Origin of the sequence: Roseburia sp. TF10-5 (assembly GCF_003462365.1) — a bacterium.
Taxonomy (GTDB): Bacteria; Bacillota; Clostridia; order Lachnospirales; family Lachnospiraceae; genus Roseburia; species Roseburia faecis.
Window position 1 is genome coordinate 131,995 of sequence record NZ_QTYW01000004.1, and the last position, 19,552, is coordinate 151,546.

The 19,552-nt window shown below is 44.1% G+C and carries 21 protein-coding genes; 12 read left to right on the plus strand and 9 right to left on the minus strand.

From position 1 onward, the window contains the following. The first annotated feature begins 65 nt into the window (after positions 1-65). The 7 genes from araA (at position 66) to DXD06_RS05865 (ending at position 8,348) form a co-directional block, all read left to right on the plus strand. Complete coding sequence (gene araA / locus DXD06_RS05835) at positions 66-1,562, plus strand: L-arabinose isomerase (RefSeq protein WP_117830994.1); 1,497 nt, start codon at positions 66-68, stop codon at positions 1,560-1,562. Positions 1,563-1,607: 45 nt separating this feature from the next. Continuing rightward, the gene (locus tag DXD06_RS05840) at positions 1,608-3,221 is read left to right on the plus strand and encodes a xylulokinase (protein WP_117830995.1); all 1,614 of its coding nucleotides are present in this window, start codon (positions 1,608-1,610) and stop codon (positions 3,219-3,221) included. Between the two features lie 80 nt (positions 3,222-3,301). Beyond that, on the plus strand, positions 3,302-3,997 hold the full coding sequence (locus DXD06_RS05845; RefSeq protein ID WP_117830996.1) for an L-ribulose-5-phosphate 4-epimerase: 696 nt from the start codon (positions 3,302-3,304) through the stop codon (positions 3,995-3,997). 59 nt (positions 3,998-4,056) lie between these two features. Continuing rightward, entirely contained in the window at positions 4,057-4,920 is an 864-nt protein-coding gene (locus tag DXD06_RS05850) for an endo alpha-1,4 polygalactosaminidase (protein WP_117830997.1), read from the plus strand. Positions 4,921-5,058: 138 nt separating this feature from the next. Continuing rightward, positions 5,059-5,349, plus strand: a complete 291-nt coding sequence (locus DXD06_RS05855) for a hypothetical protein (RefSeq protein WP_055066803.1) — start codon at positions 5,059-5,061, stop codon at positions 5,347-5,349. A 244-nt stretch (positions 5,350-5,593) separates the two neighbouring features. Then, positions 5,594-6,151, plus strand: coding sequence for a TetR/AcrR family transcriptional regulator (locus DXD06_RS05860; RefSeq protein ID WP_022046775.1), 558 nt, complete (start codon positions 5,594-5,596; stop codon positions 6,149-6,151). A gap of 229 nt (positions 6,152-6,380) precedes the next feature. After that, positions 6,381-8,348, plus strand: a complete 1,968-nt coding sequence (locus DXD06_RS05865) for an oleate hydratase (protein ID WP_117830998.1) — start codon at positions 6,381-6,383, stop codon at positions 8,346-8,348. Between the two features lie 52 nt (positions 8,349-8,400). On the opposite strand, the gene DXD06_RS05870 is transcribed toward DXD06_RS05865, so the two are convergent. The 7 genes from DXD06_RS05870 to DXD06_RS05900 form a co-directional block, all read right to left on the minus strand. Beyond that, entirely contained in the window at positions 8,401-8,589 is a 189-nt protein-coding gene (locus DXD06_RS05870) for a hypothetical protein (RefSeq protein ID WP_117830999.1), read from the minus strand. 111 nt (positions 8,590-8,700) lie between these two features. After that, positions 8,701-9,978, minus strand: a complete 1,278-nt coding sequence (locus DXD06_RS05875; RefSeq protein WP_158569490.1) for a sensor histidine kinase — start codon at positions 9,976-9,978, stop codon at positions 8,701-8,703. Between the two features lie 2 nt (positions 9,979-9,980). After that, entirely contained in the window at positions 9,981-10,694 is a 714-nt protein-coding gene (locus tag DXD06_RS05880; RefSeq protein WP_117831001.1) for a LytR/AlgR family response regulator transcription factor, read from the minus strand. Positions 10,695-10,769: 75 nt separating this feature from the next. Further along, positions 10,770-11,171: an aspartate 1-decarboxylase gene (gene panD, locus DXD06_RS05885; RefSeq protein ID WP_022045280.1), complete on the minus strand. Its 402-nt coding sequence runs from the start codon at positions 11,169-11,171 to the stop codon at positions 10,770-10,772. A 10-nt stretch (positions 11,172-11,181) separates the two neighbouring features. Further along, positions 11,182-12,027: a pantoate--beta-alanine ligase gene (gene panC / locus DXD06_RS05890; protein WP_117831002.1), complete on the minus strand. Its 846-nt coding sequence runs from the start codon at positions 12,025-12,027 to the stop codon at positions 11,182-11,184. Positions 12,028-12,108: 81 nt separating this feature from the next. Further along, the gene (panB, locus tag DXD06_RS05895) at positions 12,109-12,936 is read right to left on the minus strand and encodes a 3-methyl-2-oxobutanoate hydroxymethyltransferase (protein WP_117831003.1); all 828 of its coding nucleotides are present in this window, start codon (positions 12,934-12,936) and stop codon (positions 12,109-12,111) included. Then, positions 12,933-13,811, minus strand: a complete 879-nt coding sequence (locus DXD06_RS05900) for a Rossmann-like and DUF2520 domain-containing protein (RefSeq protein ID WP_117831004.1) — start codon at positions 13,809-13,811, stop codon at positions 12,933-12,935. Before DXD06_RS05900 ends, panB begins: the two co-directional genes overlap by 4 nt. Before the next feature lie 314 nt (positions 13,812-14,125). Between DXD06_RS05900 and rpsF the strand changes: the two genes are divergently transcribed. The 4 genes from rpsF to DXD06_RS05920 all read left to right on the plus strand — a co-directional run bounded on the left by rpsF (position 14,126) and on the right by DXD06_RS05920 (position 16,789). Beyond that, positions 14,126-14,416: a 30S ribosomal protein S6 gene (gene rpsF, locus DXD06_RS05905; RefSeq protein WP_022045284.1), complete on the plus strand. Its 291-nt coding sequence runs from the start codon at positions 14,126-14,128 to the stop codon at positions 14,414-14,416. A 21-nt stretch (positions 14,417-14,437) separates the two neighbouring features. Next, positions 14,438-14,881, plus strand: coding sequence for a single-stranded DNA-binding protein (locus DXD06_RS05910; RefSeq protein ID WP_055067209.1), 444 nt, complete (start codon positions 14,438-14,440; stop codon positions 14,879-14,881). A 41-nt stretch (positions 14,882-14,922) separates the two neighbouring features. Then, positions 14,923-15,180 carry a 30S ribosomal protein S18 gene (rpsR, locus tag DXD06_RS05915; protein WP_022045286.1) on the plus strand — a complete coding sequence of 86 codons (258 nt, stop codon included), beginning with the start codon at positions 14,923-14,925 and terminating at the stop codon, positions 15,178-15,180. Between the two features lie 301 nt (positions 15,181-15,481). Continuing rightward, complete coding sequence (locus tag DXD06_RS05920) at positions 15,482-16,789, plus strand: ATP-binding protein (RefSeq protein ID WP_022045287.1); 1,308 nt, start codon at positions 15,482-15,484, stop codon at positions 16,787-16,789. A gap of 112 nt (positions 16,790-16,901) precedes the next feature. Here DXD06_RS05920 and DXD06_RS05925 read toward each other — a convergent pair whose 3' ends face one another. Together DXD06_RS05925 and DXD06_RS05930 are read right to left on the minus strand one after the other, a co-directional pair. Next, on the minus strand, positions 16,902-17,234 hold the full coding sequence (locus DXD06_RS05925) for a cupin domain-containing protein (RefSeq protein ID WP_022045288.1): 333 nt from the start codon (positions 17,232-17,234) through the stop codon (positions 16,902-16,904). Positions 17,235-17,303: 69 nt separating this feature from the next. Further along, entirely contained in the window at positions 17,304-18,728 is a 1,425-nt protein-coding gene (locus DXD06_RS05930; protein ID WP_243000874.1) for an aspartate ammonia-lyase, read from the minus strand. A gap of 338 nt (positions 18,729-19,066) precedes the next feature. Here DXD06_RS05930 and DXD06_RS05935 point away from each other — a divergent pair, with 338 nt between their 5' ends. Continuing rightward, complete coding sequence (locus tag DXD06_RS05935) at positions 19,067-19,513, plus strand: Lrp/AsnC family transcriptional regulator (protein ID WP_117831081.1); 447 nt, start codon at positions 19,067-19,069, stop codon at positions 19,511-19,513. Positions 19,514-19,552 lie beyond the last annotated feature (39 nt).

The following is a 19,552-nucleotide window of genomic DNA, read 5'->3' on the forward strand; positions in this document are numbered from 1 at the left end:
ACAAGTTATAAACTTAGAGTATAAAAACGAACGATATAAAGCATTGATTCTAAGGAGGAACGAGTATGCTGTTAAATAAGGATTACAAATTTTGGTTTTGCACGGGATCACAGGATCTGTATGGAGAGGAATGCCTGGCAAAGGTAGCCCAGCATTCCAAACAGATTGTAGATGAGTTAAACAAGACAGGCGTTTTGCCATATGAAATCGTATGGAAACCGACACTCATTACCAATGAGCTGATCCGCAAGACATTCAACGAGGCTAACAACGATGAGACATGTGCCGGTGTAATCACCTGGATGCACACGTTCTCCCCTGCAAAGTCCTGGATTCTTGGACTGCAGGAGTATCGCAAACCTCTGATGCATTTACATACACAGTTCAATGAGGAACTTCCATATGATACCATTGATATGGATTTCATGAATGAAAACCAGTCGGCACACGGAGACAGAGAGTATGGTCATATCGTAAGCCGTATGCGTATGGAGCGTAAGGTCGTTGTCGGACACTGGAGTGATCCGGTAGTCGTTGACAAGATCGCAAGCTGGATGCGCACCGCGGTCGGCATCGTAGAGAGCAGCCACATCCGTGTCATGCGTGTCGCAGACAACATGAGAAACGTAGCAGTTACCGAGGGCGATAAGGTAGAAGCACAGATCAAGTTTGGCTGGGAAGTAGATGCTTATCCGGTAAACGAGATCGCAGAGTCTGTTGCAGCCGTATCCCAGTCTGATACAAACGCACTTGTAGATGAATACTACGACAAATATGAGATTTTACTCGAGGGAAGAGATCCGGAAGAGTTTAAGAAACATGTAGCCGTACAGGCGCAGATTGAACTTGGATTTGAGCGTTTCCTGCAGGAGAAGAATTATCAGGCAATTGTTACCCACTTCGGCGATCTTGGCGCATTAAAACAGCTTCCGGGACTTGCCATCCAGAGACTGATGGAAAAAGGTTATGGCTTTGGCGCAGAAGGTGACTGGAAAGTTGCAGCTATGGTACGTCTCATGAAAGTGATGACCGCAGGCATGAAGGATGCAAAGGGAACATCCATGCTCGAGGATTACACCTACAATTTAGTAAAAGGAAAAGAAGGAATTCTTGAAGCACACATGCTTGAGATCTGCCCGTCCATCGCAGACGGTCCAATCAGCATCAAGTGCCAGCCTCTTTCCATGGGCGACAGAGAAGATCCTGCAAGACTTGTATTTACATCCAAGGAAGGACACGGAATTGCAACTTCTCTGATTGATCTGGGCAACCGTTTCCGTCTCATCATCAACGATGTAGAGTGCAAGAAGACAGAAAAACCAATGCCGAAGCTTCCGACCGCAACGAACTTCTGGACTCCGGAACCGGATATTTATACAGGCGCAGAGGCATGGATTCTTGCTGGCGGCGCACACCACACCGCATTTACCTACGACCTGACTGCAGAGCAGATGGGTGACTGGGCAGCAGCCATGGGCATTGAGGCTGTATACATTGACAAAGATACCAAGATTCGTGATTTCAAGCGTGATCTGATGCTTGGAGAGGTATTCTACAGATAAAAGATATGTAACACCTGCTTTTGTAAAATGCAAAGGCAGGTGTTTATGGCAGAAAGAGAGGTAGAAACAGTGGAAAGAAAAGACGAGATCGTGTCCGGGAAAACATTTCTCGGAATTGAATTTGGCTCCACACGTATCAAGGCGGTACTGACCGATGCGAACCATACACCAATCGCATCCGGCAGTCATGAATGGGAAAACCGCCTTGACCATGGAATCTGGACCTATACTATGGACGATATCTGGGGTGGTCTGCAGGACTGCTACCGGGATCTGAAAAAAGACGTAAAAGAGCAGTATGGCGTGACGCTGACAAAGATTAGTGCGATTGGATTTTCCGCCATGATGCACGGATATCTGGCATTTGATAAGGCTGGGGAGCTTCTCGTGCCGTTCCGTACATGGCGTAATACAATCACAGAGGAAGCAGCAGCCGCACTGACAAAGGAATTTTCCTATAACATTCCGCAGCGTTGGAGCATTGCCCATCTGTATCAGGCAATGTTAAACAAAGAGGAGCATGTGAAAGACATTGCATTTTTCACCACGCTTGCAGGATTTATCCACTGGAAACTGACTGGGGAAAAGGTGCTCGGCGTGGGGGATGCATCCGGAATGTTTCCAATCGACAGTAATACAAAAGATTATGATGCAGCAATGCTCGATAAGTTTGATGCGCTGGCAGAACCATACGGCTTTGACTGGTCACTCCGTGACATTCTGCCAAAAGTTCTTGTTGCCGGAGAAAATGCCGGAACGCTGACCGCAGAGGGCGCAAGGATTCTCGATACCGATGGCGAACTGGAAGCAGGAATTCCGGTATGTCCGCCGGAAGGTGATGCCGGAACCGGCATGGCAGCGACCAACAGTGTAGCTGTCCGCACTGGAAACGTATCCGCAGGTACTTCCGTATTTGCAATGATCGTACTGGAAAAGGCATTGAAGAATGTGCACACGGAGATCGATCTGGTGACCACGCCATCCGGAGAGGCGGTTGCCATGGCACACTGCAACAACTGCACATCCGATCTGAATGCATGGGTCAACCTGTTTGAAGAGTTTGCCAACAGTTTTGGCATGAAGATTGACAAGAATGAGCTGTTTTCCGTTTTATACAACAAAGCACTCGAAGGTGACGCAGATTGTGGCGGTCTTTTAGCATACAACTATTTTTCCGGAGAAGGAATTACCGCATTTGATGAAGGAAGACCTCTGTTTGCCCGCACACCGGATGCAAAATTCAATCTTGCAAATTTCATGCGCGTGCATTTGTTTACGGCACTGGGAGCATTAAAGGATGGTCTGGATATCCTGCTCAAAGAGGAAGGCGTACAGATCGACAAGATGTACGGCCACGGTGGTCTGTTTAAGACTCCGGTAGTCGGACAGCGCATCATGGCAGCAGCCATCGACACACCGGTTTCCGTTATGGAGACAGCCGGAGAGGGCGGCGCATGGGGTATCGCACTTCTGGCTGCCTATATGGCACAGAAAGAAGAAGGAGAGAGCCTTGCCGATTATCTGAATGAGCGTGTATTTGGCGGACAGGAGGGTGTAACTGAAAACCCGGTTCCGGCAGATGTGGAAGGATTTGATCAGTTCCTGAAACGCTACAACGAAGGGCTTGCAATTGAGCGTGCAGCAGTAGAACATTTATAAAATAATAGTTACAGATAAGAAACAGGCAGAATCCGTCGTTTACAGCGGCGGATTTTGTGGATATAGAAAGGACAGAAAGCATGTTAGAAGAATTAAAAAAACAGGTTTACGAGGCAAACATGGAATTGCCGCGCAGAGGCTTGATTACTTATACATGGGGCAATGTCAGCGGCATTGACCGCGAGAGTGGCTATTTTGTCATCAAGCCAAGCGGTGTGGATTACGATAAACTGACACCGGACGATATGGTCGTTATGGATTTAGAGGGAAATAAAATTGAGGGCGATTTGAAGCCATCATCCGACACACCAACCCATCTCGAACTGTACAAAAAGTATCCGGATATCGGCGGTATCGTACATACCCATTCTCCGGAGGCTACTTCCTGGGCACAGGCAGGAAGGGATATTCCGCTTTACGGAACGACCCATGCGGATTATTTCTTTGGACCGATTCCATGTGCGCGTAGCCTCACACCGGAAGAGATTGACGAGGCATACGAGACCAACACCGGAAAAGTCATTATTGAAACCTTTGAGACAAGAGGCATCAACCCGGTTTACACACCTGGCGTGCTCTGCACGAACCATGGTCCGTTTACGTGGGGCAAGGATGCGGCAGAGGCAGTGCACAATGCCGTTGTCTTAGAGGAAGTTGCAAAGATGGCAACCCGTACCGAACTGATCAATCCGAAGGTGCAGCCGGCACCGGATTGTATCCGCGATAAGCATTTCTTCCGCAAGCACGGTGCGAATGCTTATTACGGACAGCAGTGAAAATTTATGATGGGGAATGCCTGATCCCGGTAATCGTGGGATTTGAAGGCTCTTGAAGTATGAAATGTAAATCAGGTAAAAACAGGAGAAAAAGAAATGCCTGTTTCTTTTTGGGGATTTTGTCGCTGGTTACGGTAGTATTGTGTCTTTCGGCATCATGTAATGCCGATAGAAGGAAGGCACAAAAATACGAGTATGGAGTATTCTTAAATGCAGACCGTACAGCAGTTCCAAAATTAAAAAATTACGAAATTGTTGTGATTGATGCACAGTATTTTTCGAAGAAAGATATCAGAAAATTACATGCTGGCGGTACAAAAGTTTACAGCTATCTTAATATTGGCTCTGTCGAAAATTTCCGGCCATATTATAAAACATACGAGCATCTGGCAATCGGGGATTATGAAAACTGGGAAGAGGAAAAATGGGTTAATGTTGCGGATAAAGACTGGCAGGAATTTATGGATACATTAGCCGGAAAATTAAAGAAAAAGGGAGTGGATGGCTTTTTTATTGATAACTGTGATGTATATGATTATGCCCATAAAAAGGATATTTTTGATGGGCTGACGGTGATTTTAAAGAAAATCCGGGCAATGGGGAAGCCGGTAGTGGTCAATGGAGGAGATATCTATGTGACGGCATATCAGTCCCGTTATGGTTCTGCTGCGGATATTATGACGGGTGTAAACCAGGAGTCGGTGTGGAGCAGGATTGATTTTACAACCAAAACATTCCATACGCAGAAAAAAACGGAGCGGGAGTATTTCTGCCAGTATCTGCAGGCATGCAAAGCGGATGGAATGGATGTTTATCTGCTGGAATACACGACAGACCATAAACTGATCCGCAGGATTAAGAAGTATTGCAGGAAAAAGAAATATGATTACTATATTGCGGATTCGCTGGAGCTGGGTATTTAATACAATGTGTTTTTAAATTTGACTTTAAAAAGTAGATATCATACAATTACATTGTTGGAAAAATGCTGCTGGTACAGCTGGAAGAACTTCATAAAGTTGTCACCGCTGTTCCAGTGAAATAACAGGAGGATTAGAACCATGGGAGTACATTCCATAGATGCAGAGGATGATCAGTTTGCGTATCGTTATGATACACAGTTACTGATCGACAGAAGAGACAGGGATCTTGACGAGGATGAGATCGCAGATTACATCACGGAAAATTTTGAGGGAAACAGCCTGATTGCGGCTGGAGATGAGGATTTGGTCAAGATTCATTTCCACACGAATGAGCCGTGGAAAATTCTGGAATACTGCAATACGGTCGGAGAAATTTATGACATCGTGGTCGAGGATATGATCCGGCAGGCAGCAGGGCAGCAGGGATAAAAGGCAGAGCGTCCGATACAGAATACTATAGTGTGACGCTGGAAATGAAAATAGGTGCTGTCGCATCAGTAAATGATTGATATTTACTGGGCGGCAACACCTGTTTTCTTTTGATACCATGAAGTATAGAAGGCCTTCCTTAAATGAACTTTAAAAGTTTTAGACTATTTAGAAAAACTTTATTTGTCCCTGTGATACAGCTGCGTTACAATAAATATAACGAAGGGCGGATGGAGGAAATGATATGGCAAATACAACCAAGCTTGCACTTGAAGCATCCTTAAAAGAACTCCTGCGGACAAAACCGATTGACAGGATCACGATCAATGATCTGACGGAACATTGTGGCATCAGCCGTATGACGTTTTATTATCACTTTAAGGATATTTATGATCTGGTGGAGTGGGCATGTGTGGAGGACGGAAAGCGTGCGTTGCAGGGCAAAAAGACATACGATACGTGGCTGGAGGGAATTGCGCAGATATTTGAGGCAGTATTGGAAAACAAGCCATTTATTATGAATGTATACCATGCGGTTGCCCACGAAAAAGTGGAGCAGTATCTGTATAAGCTGACGTATGAACTGATCGTAAATGTCGTGGAAGAAAAATGCAAAGGCATTGCGATTGCAGACGGAGATAAACGCTTTATTGCAGATTTTTATAAATATGGATTTGTGGGAATTATGCTTGACTGGATCGACAAGGGCATGCAGGAGGATTACCATAAGATCGTTATGATGATGGGGACAGCACTCGATGGGAATATTGCGCGGTCGATTGAGAATTTTAAACAGAAATAAAAATTAATCAAAATGCCTGAAATGATAAAAATTTTATCATTTCAGGCATTTTGTAAATGGTATCTTTTCACAGAGATGGTAAGATAACCATATCGTATTTGTTCCACAAATGATCTGTCGTGTTACAGGTTTTATGATTTTATGGGAATTGATTTTGAAATGAATCAGAAACCTGTAACGAAGAAACACTAAATGAGAAGTATCCCAGAAATCAGAAAGGAGTTTTTCTATGTCAAATAAAAATAAGAAATTAGGACTTGGAATTGCAGCAGTTGCAGCAGCCGGTGCAGGACTTGTATATGCTGCACAGAAAACCAGCCAGCAGAAAGTAAAGAAGATTGCAAAGGCAGCACCACCGGTTGATTACCGCAACACCGAGCGCGGAAAATATGAAAAAAACAGCAAAGGCATTTATTACACCAACGGAAACTATGAAGCATTTGCCCGGCCAAAGAAACCGGAAGGAGTCGATGACAAAAATGCATACATTGTCGGAAGCGGACTTGCAGCACTTGCAACGGCATGTTTTCTCGTAAGAGACGGGCAGATGCCAGGTTCCCATATTCATATTTTAGAGGCAATGGATGTGGCAGGTGGTGCCTGTGACGGTATCTTTGATCCGACCCGCGGCTATGTGATGCGCGGTGGCCGTGAGATGGAAAATCATTTTGAATGTCTGTGGGATCTGTTCCGCAGCATTCCATCACTGGAAATCGAAGGGGCATCCGTGCTGGACGAGTATTACTGGCTGAACAAAGAAGATCCAAACTATTCACTTTGCCGTGCAACCGAAAACCGTGGTGAGGATGCACATACCGATGGCAAATTTAATCTGAGTCAGAAGGGCTGCATGGAAATTATGAAGCTGTTTATGACAAAGGATGAAGATCTGTATGATAAGACCATCGAGGATGTGTTTGATGAGGAAGTTTTTGACTCGACCTTCTGGCTATATTGGCGCACCATGTTTGCATTTGAAAACTGGCACAGTGCACTGGAAATGAAACTGTATTTCCAGCGGTTTATCCACCATATTTCCGGTTTGCCGGATTTTTCCGCACTGAAATTTACACGCTACAATCAGTACGAATCCCTGATTCTTCCGATGAAGAAATATCTTGAGGATGCTGGTGTGGAGTTTCAGTTCAATACCGAAGTAACGAACGTTATTTTTGATATCAAAGATGGAAAGAAAGTGGCAAAAGCCATTGACTGCAAAGTAAAAGGTGTAGAGACCGGAATCGTTCTGACCGAAAATGATCTGGTATTTGTCACAAACGGAAGCTGTACCGAAGGTACGATTTACGGCGATCAGAACCATGCACCAAACGGTGATGCCGAAGTGCGGACCAGTGGCTGCTGGAGTCTGTGGAAGAACATTGCAAAACAGGATCCGGCGTTCGGACATCCGGAAAAATTCTGTTCCGATATTACAAAGACCAATTGGGAGTCGGCAACCGTTACCACATTGGATGACAAGATTCTTCCATATATTGAGAAGATCTGCCAGCGTGATCCGCGCAGCGGAAAGACGGTTACCGGAGGTATCGTAAGCTGCAAGGATTCCAGCTGGCTGTTAAGCTGGACGATCAACCGTCAGGGACAGTTCAAGGAGCAGGACAAAGATAAAGTCTGCGTATGGGTATATGGTTTGTTTACCGATGTACCGGGTGATTTTATCAAGAAGCCAATGAAGGAGTGTACCGGTAAAGAAATCACGGAGGAGTGGCTGTATCATCTGGGTGTGCCGGAAGATCAGATTGAAGATCTGGCAGAGCACAGTGCCGTCTGCGTACCGACCATGATGCCGTATATCACCGCATTCTTTATGCCAAGAACCAGGGGTGACCGCCCGGATGTCATTCCGGATGGCTGTGTTAACTTTGCATTCCTCGGACAGTTCACCGAGACACCGAGAGATACGGTATTTACAACCGAGTATTCGGTGCGTACCGCTATGGAAGCTGTTTATGGACTTCTCGGTGTGGATCGTGGTGTGCCGGAAGTCTGGGGCAGTGTCTACGATGTGCGTGAACTGTTAGACAGCAGCGTAAAGCTGATGGATGGCAAGTCTCCGCTGCAGATGAATCTTGGACCGCTTAATGTGATCAAGAAACCACTTCTTAGTAAGATCAAAGGAACGGTGATTGAGAAGCTGCTGCGGGATCATGATGTGCTGCGGGATGGCATGATTTAAAAAAGATTTTATAAAGGGAAAAACGTCTGAGAATTTTGCATAAAACAAATCCTCAGGCGTTTTTGATTACTGATGAGTCGGACTGATTACAGATAATTTCCGGATCAAGGAAATTTTCCTGCTTGGCAACAGACTGCAGGATCTTCATATTCTGCAGAAAAACCAGTTGCTGATAGGTGCGGATGGCACGGTTTAAGTTTTCTAAAGTAAGTTCCGGCTTTTCTTTTTTATTTTTTCCCATAGGTAATAACCTCCGTTTCAATCTGGAGATATTTTCGTATGAAGTTGTGTTTATTTGATGAAAATTGCGGGGAGGACACAAAAAGTTCACGAATCGACAGAAAATCAGATGTTACATGGAAGCCTGAAACCGGAATTCCCCATGATCTGCAAAGAATCCATAGACACCATGGTATTTTTCGACAACAGAGATCATGCTTTGTACGCCGATGCCGTGGTTGACGGAACGGGATATCGGAATATCATCTGCAAAAACGACAGGTTGTTCATAACTGTTTTTTATCTGGATACATAACTGTGTATTTTTCTCATATACCTTAAGTGAAATATAGCGTTGGGACTGCAGGTTCATCTGCTGGCAGGCATGAAGTGCGTTTTCAAGTGCATTGGCAAATAAACTGCACAGATCTGTAATCTGAAAGCGGAAAAATTCGGTCGCAGTAATGGAAATCTGCATTGGAATGTGGTTTACGGCAGCCTGATTGGCGTAGGAGGACACAATCAGATTGACCGATTCGTTGACACAGTAGCGAATGACAGAACTGTGTTCAAGATTGGTACAGATTTCGTGGATGTAGGAAGTCGCTTCTTTTGGGTTATTTTGATCCAGACAACTCTGGATGAAATTCATATGGTGTCGCAGGTCATGCCGGTAAATGGCTGCCTGCTGCTGGGAAGCGGAAAGCTGGGCAATTTCTTTCTGTGCCTGTGTGGCAGCCGTAGTAAGCAGAATATTTTCCCGTTCTGCTTTATTTTTTTCACTTGAAAATTTAAGCGAGAGAACAGACAGAATAAAAAAGGATACGACAAGAAAACTGTCCATAAAGTCAATAACGACTGCACCGCCCGTGTAGAGCAGATCCGTGTAGACAGTAAACGTGTATTCCAGGACATAGTATACCAGCGGAAGCAGGAAAAACAAAAGCAGTGTCGTGCGGCTTTCATATTTCAGCCGGATGATATACGGTGAGACAAACCGGATCACAAGAACAAGAAGCGGAATGGTAATAATGATGGAGGCAATGTTCGATACAACGGGATTTCTGTCAAAAAAGAAAGCAACAAAGGTGCCAAACCATTTGCGTGGCGTGCACAGCAGATATGCAGACAAAACGGAGATGACAGAGATTGACAGATTCCGGTGAAACCGCAGGAAAATTAAGGCAATCAAAGGGATATGGATCAGAAACGGATAGCATTTGTAAAGCACCGACTCCCCCATGATCAGATAAAAAAGAAGCTGGGCAATACCAAAGAAAAAAAGCGTCAGGACATAGACACGCTTATGATCGCAAAAACCGATGTCGGCAAGATACAGTGCCGCCACGATGCCGAAAAATAATACAAAGGCATAATTAACTAAAGAAAAAACGGATGAAAGTTCAGGCATAATCATTCCTCCATCTGGAAAGCGAGATAATGTTTTTTGATATCGGCAACCCTGCGCTGTGCAAGCGGAATGTTTGTGCCGTTGTGAAGACACATATCCATTGTGCCGATCGAGCGGATATAGTTCATATTTACAAGGAACGAGCGGTGTACCTGAATAAATTCCCGGTGTTGCAGCAGGCTGTCGCATACGGACGAGAACAGTTCTGTGCAGACAATCTGTTCCCTTCCACTCGTATAGTAGATAACTTTGCGGTTCTGGGCTTCTACATAGATCAGTTCGGACAGGGGAACTTTATGTACGCCAATCCGGCTTTTTAGTACAAGAAAATGCCCCTGTTCCTGTGTTTTTGCCCGTAGGATGTCATCCATGGCAGCAAAGAAAGCGTTGGAGGATACCGGTTTCATCAGATAATTGGTGGCCTTTACCGTATAACTTTCCACCGCAAAATCCGATGAGGTTGTAAGAAAAATAATATCGGCAGCATGGTCGAAAGTACGGATTTCGCGTGCAAGCTGCATGCCGGTCATATGTGGCATGAGGATGTCTAGCAGATAAATGTCGAATCGTTCCTTTGATGCCCGAAGGGCAAGTTCACAGCTGCTGTGATATTCTTGATAGGTAAACGGAATATTGTGAGTTTTCTGATAACTGTCCAAAAGCGACCGTATGTTGGACAATTCCTTCTCATCGTCATCACATAAGGCAATTTTCATAGGGAATCTCCTTCGTTTTCAATACATTTATTATACCGTAGCATCGGACAAATTACTATAGAAATCTGCTGTCATTTATGCACCGATAAAATCATCCGTCAGTTTTCCGTGTTTTTCATAGTTGGTGACCCGTGCAATGTGATTATCCGCATCGACAAAAACAACTTTCGGGTGATGTTCTTTTGCTTCTTCCGGTGTCATCTGTGCATAGCACATGAGAATGACATGATCGCCCACAGCGACCTGACGGGCAGCGGCACCGTTTAAACAGATCATGCCGGAACCGGCTTCCCCTGCGATAGTATAAGTTTCAAAGCGGTTGCCGTTTTCCACATCGACGATCTGTACCAGTTCATATTCTAAAATTCCGGCAGCTTCTAAGAGATCGGTATCGACCGTGATACTGCCGACATAGTTGAGATCCGCCTGTTTTACCACAGCCCGGTGAATTTTTCCTTTTAACATATTGTACTGCATGAGTAATCTCCTATTTTTCCACGATAAAGTTATCGATCAGTCTGGTTTTGCCAATGTATACGGCAATGGCTACAAGAATGGAACCTTCGAGTTTTTCGACCGGAGTAATGGTGTCAAAGTCAACGACATCCACGTAATCAATCTTGGCAAGCGGCTCTTTTTCAATCTCTGCTGTGATTGCAGACTTGATGACACAAGCGCGTGTTTCTCCGGCATCCACAAGGGCTTTTCCAGCTTTTAAACTGCGGTTTAACACAAGTGCCGCCTGACGTTCTTCGGCGTTTAAATAAGTGTTTCTGGAGCTCTTTGCCAGTCCGTCATCTTCACGGATGATCGGGCAGCCGATGATCCGGGTATCCACATTTAAGTCTTTGACCATGCGACGGATGACGGCAAGCTGCTGGGCATCTTTCTGGCCAAAGTATGCGCGGTCCGGAGTTACAATGTGGAAGAGTTTCAATACAACGGTCTGCACGCCGCGGAAGTGAATCGGACGGCTTTTTCCACAGAGTTCGGTGGTAAGACCATTCATATCCACATAGGAACAGAAGCCGTCGGCATACATTTCCTCCGGTTCCGGATGAAAGATGATATCTACACCTGCAGCTTCGCACAATGCAGCATCTTTTTTGAGGTCGCGCGGATAACTCTCCAGATCTTCGGTTGGTCCGAACTGCATCGGGTTTACAAAAATACTGACAACGACACGGTCATTTTCTTTTCTGGCTGCGTCGATCAGACTTTTGTGTCCTTCATGCAGATAGCCCATAGTAGGTACGAATCCGACGGTTAATCCTTCTTTTTTCCATGCCTTTACGGCAGCCCTTACTTTACTGATTTCTCCATATATTTCCATTTTATGATCTCCTGATTTTCATTGTAATTTGGTTTTATTGTTATTTGACAAAAATATTGCGAATGCTTCCGTATGAATGTTTTAATATAATTTATCAAGGACGGTTTCATCCATCTTAAAGGTATGTTCCAGGCCAGGGAACGTTCCGGCAGCAACTTCTTCTTTATAAGTGCGGAATGCCTCACGCATCTGTTCACCGACCTGTGCAAACTGCTTGACAAATTTCGGTTTCATGTTGGAATACATGGCAAGCATATCCTGATAGACAAGTACCTGTCCGTCGCATCCGGCACCGGCACCGATTCCGATGGTCGGGATATGAATGCTCTCGGTAATCTTTGTGGCAAGGGCCTGCGGCACACATTCTAAGACAACGGCAAAAGCTCCGGCTTCCTCAATGGCACGCGCATCATCAAGCAGTTTCTGTGCGGCAGCTTCGCCTTTTCCCTGTACCTTAAATCCGCCAAAGGCATTGACAGACTGTGGGGTCAGACCGAGATGGGCACAAACAGGGATGGAAGCGTCTACGATGGCTTTGATCTGAGGGCAGACTTCTTTTCCGCCTTCCAGCTTGACTGCCTGTGCACGGCCTTCTTTCATCAGGCGTCCGGCATTGACAACAGCGTCATAGACGGAAGTCTGGTAAGACATAAAAGGCATGTCGGTGATGAGCAGTGTATCTTTGATGCCGCGGGCAACCGCTGCGCTGTGATGGATCATGTCCTCCATGGTGACGGAGAGCGTGTCTTCGTATCCTAAAACGACCATTCCGAGGGAATCGCCGACGAGAATGGCATTGACGCCTGCCTCATCAATAAGTCTGGCAGTAGAATAATCGTAGGCGGTCAGCATGGAAAGCTTTTCACCCTTTTCTTTTGCTTCCTGAAAAGTTACAACCGTATTTTTCATTTATGAGATCCTCCATTTTCTTTTTCCTGTTCATCAGCAAGTAAAACATGTCTCATGTTTTCATAATTCTGTGCTGGATTTTTTCCTTCTGCAATTGCCAGAAGCCGTGTGCCGAGCATGCGGTACAAAGCGGCATCTTCTGCGTTTAAACAGTGTAAGTGCTTTTCCACGGTTGAGACATCCCCGCGCTCGATCGGACCGGTCAGTGCATGGACACAGCCCTGCGAGAGCACATTTTCGATGTTCTGACGGACCAGTGCAGCAGTTGCCGCAACGGCTTTTTCGCGGGAAAATCCGCAGTCTTCGAGAAGCCGGTACCCCGTATCAAGTACCGCGATCACCTGATTGCTTAAGATGCTGGCAGCTGCATGATATTCTGGCTTGGCTGCGGCATCAATCCGGCAGACTTCATTTCCATAGGAAGTGAGTAAGTCGGTGATGACCTGTACGGCATGTGGGTGGCCTTCCACGGTAAAAAATGCATGTTCCAATTGCTGGTATGATGAAAATTTGTTACTGAACGGTAACATGGGATGAACCGAGCAGCAGGATATTCCTGCTTCTTTGGCTCCGGAAAATGAATCGGATGAAAGTGCGCCACTACAATGACATATAATCTGATTCCTGTGTGACATGCCTTTGATTTCTTCCCATACGGGTACAAGGAGCGAATCGGGTGTCGTGATGAAGAGGATGTCTGATTCACGCACCAGTTGCTGCACCTGATTGAAACCGGCAGTCTGTGTAAACGCGGCGGCTTCTTTTGCGGCCGCGGCATTGGTATCATAATATCCCACAAGGTCTGCGTTTTTACTCCGGAAATATTTTCCAAGGGAGCAGCCTACGCGCCCTGCGCCTATGATTCCTGTTTTCATGCTACCACCTTCCTTCTGGTAATTAAATGGATCGGATCCTGTGTAACAGGTGTCCGTCGAAATCCTGTGTAAAGGTGACTCACATATTCATTTGGGGCGATACATCATAAATATACCGCAGTCGATACAGTTTCTGTATGAATACCGTTCAGAACCCACTATAACATAATCTTGGGAAAAACTCAAATAAAGTTAAAGAAAAGGCTTGAAAATCCGCATAAAACATGGTATAGTATATCCTCGTGATAACTATTTTTTCCTTGTTCACAGGCTATGTTCTGTGAGCCAGAGACCAAAAGGAGGTAACATTTCGCATGAACAAGTATGAATTAGCACTCGTTGTCAGTGCAAAGATCGAAGATGATGCGAGAACAGCAACCGTTGAGAAAGCAAAAGAGTATATCACTCGTGCAGGCGGTACTGTTACAGAAGTTGAAGAATGGGGTAAGAAGAAGTTAGCTTACGACGTTCAGAAGATGAGCGAAGCATTCTACTACTTCATCCAGTTCGACGCAGCATCGGATGCTCCGGCTAAGCTTGAGCAGGATGTCCGTATCATGGACAACGTTCTTCGTTTCTTATGCGTTAGAAAAGACGAGCAGTAGTATAAGAAAGTAGGAGATTGTATGAATAAAGTCATTCTTATGGGTAGATTAACCAGAGACGCAGAAGTTCGTTACTCTCAGGGGGAGAGTTCCAGTGCGATTGCAAGATTTACACTGGCAGTTGACCGTCGGTTCCGCCGGAACAATGAGGATCAGACAGCGGATTTCATTAGTTGTGTTGCATTTAGCAAGACAGCAGAGTTTTTGGAGAGATTTGGCCGCAAGGGAACCAAGTTCGTTCTCGAGGGTCATATCCAGACAGGCAGTTATACAAACAAGGATGGACAGCGCGTTTACACCACAGATGTTGTGGCAGAGAACGTAGAATTTGCGGAGAGCAAAAATGCAGCTGGTGGAAATGCTGATTTCGGCGGTGCACCTTCTGCTCCATCACCAAGCGGAGCTGCCGGAGATGGCTTCATGAATATTCCGGATGGAATTGATGAAGAATTACCATTCAACTAAATGCTCCATAGAGCATAACATCATATAGGAGGTTAAAGAACATGGCTTTCAATAAAACAGCTGAAGGATCTTCCATGAAGAGAAGACCAATGCGTAGAAGAAAAAAAGTATGTGTATTCTGTGGCAAAGATAATGTCATCGATTATAAAGATATCAACAAGTTAAAGAGATACATCTCTGAGAGAGGAAAGATCCTTCCTCGTCGTATCACAGGAAACTGTGCAAAGCATCAGAGAGCTCTTACAGTTGCTATCAAGAGAGCACGTCATCTGGCTATGATGCCATACGTTTGCGAGTAGACCTAGTAATACCAAGGGTTTCAGCGTTTGGAGACGTAGCGTTGACACAAGTTTGACACAACATTTGACCAACGATTCAGAAGATGGATCGTTGGTCTTTTTTATGTAATGACATAGTGACAATATCTAATAATGTTAAGTTGGTTTATTATGGGAAAGAATAAAATTATGGCATATTATACTTGATTAAGAACTATAGCAATGATACAATAATGCAAAATGTTGACATCAAATACATTTTTACTTTCCAAAATGTTGATAATACGCACTGGTAGAAAGAAATTTTGTTGATGGGGGTATTATGTTAAAAAGAAAAGCAATTGCTTCAATAAAAAACTGGGTTAACACAAAAAATAAAAAATGCCTTGTTGTACAGGGAGCCAGGCAAACAGGAAAAACATATATTATTGAACGGTTTGCAGAAGACAATTATGAGGAACTGCTTGAAATCAACTTTAAGCAGATGGTTTCTGCCGTTGACATTTTTTCCGGTGATCTTACAGTAGATAATATGGTTATGGCTATGCGTTTCCGCTTTCCTGAAAAGAAAATTCTGCCAGGGAAAACTTTGATTTTTCTCGATGAGATTCAGGAGTGTCAGGAAGCAATCACATCCCTTAAATTCTGGGCAATCGATAACAGATATGATGTTATTGTGTCGGGCTCGCTTCTTGGAATCGATTATAAACGTGCATCGTCTTATCCGGTCGGTTATGTTGATTATCTGAGAATGTATGGGATTGATTTTGAAGAGTTTCTCTGGGGAATGGGGATTTCTGAAGACATGATCGGAAACCTCTGCGGATATCTGGAATCAAAGACCGTGATACCTGAGGCGATTCATTCCCAAATGATGAATTATTACAGACAGTATATAGCAATAGGTGGTATGCCGGAAGCTGTACAGAAATATGTAGATACAAAGGATTTCAGAGAGGTTGATAAGATACAGAGGAGCCTCTTATTGGGATATCAGTATGATATAGCACATTATGCAACTGCGGAAGAAAAGGTAAAAGCAGAGAAATGTTATCTTTCACTTGCCAAGCAGCTGCTTGATAAAGAAAACCACAAATTTCAATATAAAGAAGTTGAGCATGGAGGCCGAGCACAAAAGTATTTTTCAAGTATTGAGTGGTTGCTTCGTGCAGATATGGTACATTTAAGTAAACTTGTGACGGATGTCAGATTTGATCTGGATGATTATGCAAGAGATGATTTTTTCCGGGCTTATACAACTGATTTATCATTGTTGATGGCGATGAAGGACTTTTCATTAAAACAGCATATTGTAGAAAACACTTTAGAGGGAAATTCCAAAGGCGGTATCTATGAATATGCAATAACAGATGCTCTGTATAAAAAGGGATATCAGTTATATTTTTATAAAAATGAGACAACGAAAAGAGAAATAGATGTAGTGATCCAAAAAGATGGAATGGTAGTTCCGATTGAAGTAAAAGGCGGAAATACGAGGGCAAATTCCTTAAAGTCACTTATGAAGAATCATAAAGATATTTCTTATGGGTATAAATTTGCAGATGGAAATATCGGTGTGGGCGAAGATGGTATCATTACATTGCCGCTGTATATGATTGCATTTATTTAATTCATCCATCTTCCACGTTTGGCCCCGCCTCAGATATGGGAAAGAATTCTGCCAGCTTTAAGACCGGCTGCCTTTTGGGATAGCCGGTCCTTTTGTATGTTTCTAAGATAAATTAATCAAAGATGATCAGAGCCATAAATACAACCGGTTCATTGCCAATCGGTTTTAAAGCGTGTCCGCATCCGTCTGGTGTATAGGTTACATCTCCGGCTTTTACAGTGCGTGTGGTTCCGTTATCGTTATATTCTGCGGTACCGGAAAGAATGTAATACGTCTCGCTTTCATTTTTATGTTCGTGATAACCAAGAGAAGATCCCGGCTGAATGGTTACCTGTGCATACAGACCACATTTTCCGTTTAATTCTTTTTCTCCGAGGATGCGTTTGATGGTTACTTCGCCATCTCCGCCGGCCATGTTTTTAACTACTTCTGTTACTGTTTCCATTATGAGTACCTCCTTGTGTAGTGGTTTATGCCATTACTATAGCATAGTTTGCACAAAAGATAAATCTTATTATACGGCTTTTGCCTGTGTCTGTCTGGTTCTGGCTTCGGTCATTGCATAAGGATCGAGAATAGAATCCAGTTCGTTTTCTTTTAACAGACCGTATTTCAATACAAGAGTTTTAACTGGAATATCTGTTTTTAAGGATTCTTTTGCCAGACTTGCAGCTTTTTTGTAGCCGATGTACGGACACAGGGCGGTGGTGATACCGACGCTTGCATCGAGAAGTTCGCGGCAGCGTTTTTCATTTGGGGTGATGCCGAGGATGCAGTTGGCGGTCAGAGTATTCACTGCGTGTGTCAGTGTGGTAATGGAGTCAAAAAGATTGTAAAAAACAACCGGTTCAAAAGCGTTTAATTCCATCTGACCGGCTTCTGCCGCTATAGTGATGGTCGTGTCGTGACCGATAATATGAAACGCAACCTGTGAGACAACTTCCGGGATGACCGGATTGACTTTGCCGGGCATAATGGAAGAACCATTCTGCATAGCCGGAAGTGTAATCTCACCGAACCCGGCTTTTGGCCCGCTTGCAAGGATACGCAGGTCATTACACATTTTGGATAAGTTGACCGCACATGCTTTCAGGCAGGAGGAAACGCGTACAAATCCGTCCAGATTCTCGGTGGCATCAAACAGATCGTCGGCCTGGGTCAGCGGGTAGCCGGTGATCTTTCCAAGGGTTGGCACAATATTATCTAAATAAAACGGGGACGTATTGATTGCTGTGCCGATAGCGGTTGCCCCCATGTTTACGGGATACATTTCCGTGCGGACTTTTGTAAGACGGTCACGGTCACGGGAAATCATGGTGGCATAAGAATGGAACGTCTGACCCAGACGCATCGGCACAGCGTCTTCCAGCTGTGTACGTCCGATTTTTACAATAGGATCAAATTCTTCAGCCTTGTCATATAAGGCTTCGGTTAAAAGGGAAAGACTTTTGTCTAAAGGTTTGAGAAGATCGAGAACAGTTAATTTACCAGCGGTTGGAATGACATCATTGGTGGATTGTGCCATATTGACGTGGTCATTTGGATGAACAATCGTATAATCGCCTTTTTTGCCACAGAGCATTTCTATGGCTCGGTTGGCAATGACTTCATTCATGTTCATATTGGCACTTGTTCCCGCTCCGCCCTGAATACCATCGACAATAAAATCTTTGTCGAACATGCCACAGATGACTTCGTTTGCAGAGGCTTCAATTGCATTTGCAATTTCCGGTTTCAATCTTCCGGCTTTTCGGTTGGTAATGGCAGCTGCCCGCTTGATTTTTGCAAGATTTTTAATGAAAACAGGATGTAATTTTGTTCCGGTAATCGGAAAATTTTCTTTGGCCCGTAAAGCCTGTACGCCATAATAGGCATCTTCTGGGACTTCCATGGTTCCGATGGAATCAGATTCTAAACGCATATATTCTTTCTCTTTCATAATGATAATCTCCTTTATTTCCTTTACTATTGTTGTTTGATCCTCGCGCGCTTTTTTCAATGGGACGAGGATAGCACTCTTTGCGGCAAAGGTAAATACTTTAAGTTGTATTTGGAAAAACAGCCGGAAAATGGTTAACTAAACATAAAAAAATAAGGAAAATACTGGAAAAACATAATAAAATAAAGTAAAATTCAAACGCGTTTATTGCAAATGGAAATACATGTGCTATAATGACCTCATAATTTAAAATTCGGATAAAAGAAGGACACAGGCGTCTAAGCAGGTGTCCTTTTTTGCGTATTTACAGAAAAATTGAGGTTTAGATCATGAAAAAACTGGATAAAGTGGATAAAAAAATCATACAGATTCTGCAGAAAAATGCCCGTACACCGCTCAAGGAGATTGCCGCACAGGTATTTCTGTCATCACCATCGGTGTCTGCCAGAATTGAAAAACTTGAACATGAAGGCGTAATTACCGGTTATTCGGCAAAGGTAAACCCACTGTACCTCAATTACCATATCAAGGCATTTATCAACCTGGAGGTGGAACCATTACAAAAACCGGTATTTTACCCATTTATTGAAAAAATACCAAATGTTGTCGAGTGTAACTGTGTGACGGGCGATTATTCCATGCTGATAGAGACATTGTTTGAGTCTACGGCACAACTGGATCATTTTATCAATGAGCTGCAGCAGTTTGGGCGGACAAAGACGCAGATTGTGTTTTCAACGTCCGTAGAGCAGCGGGAAGTGCCGATCGAAACAAAAGATGAATAGTTATCTCTTATGAATAGAAAAAGGATATCCGGAAATACT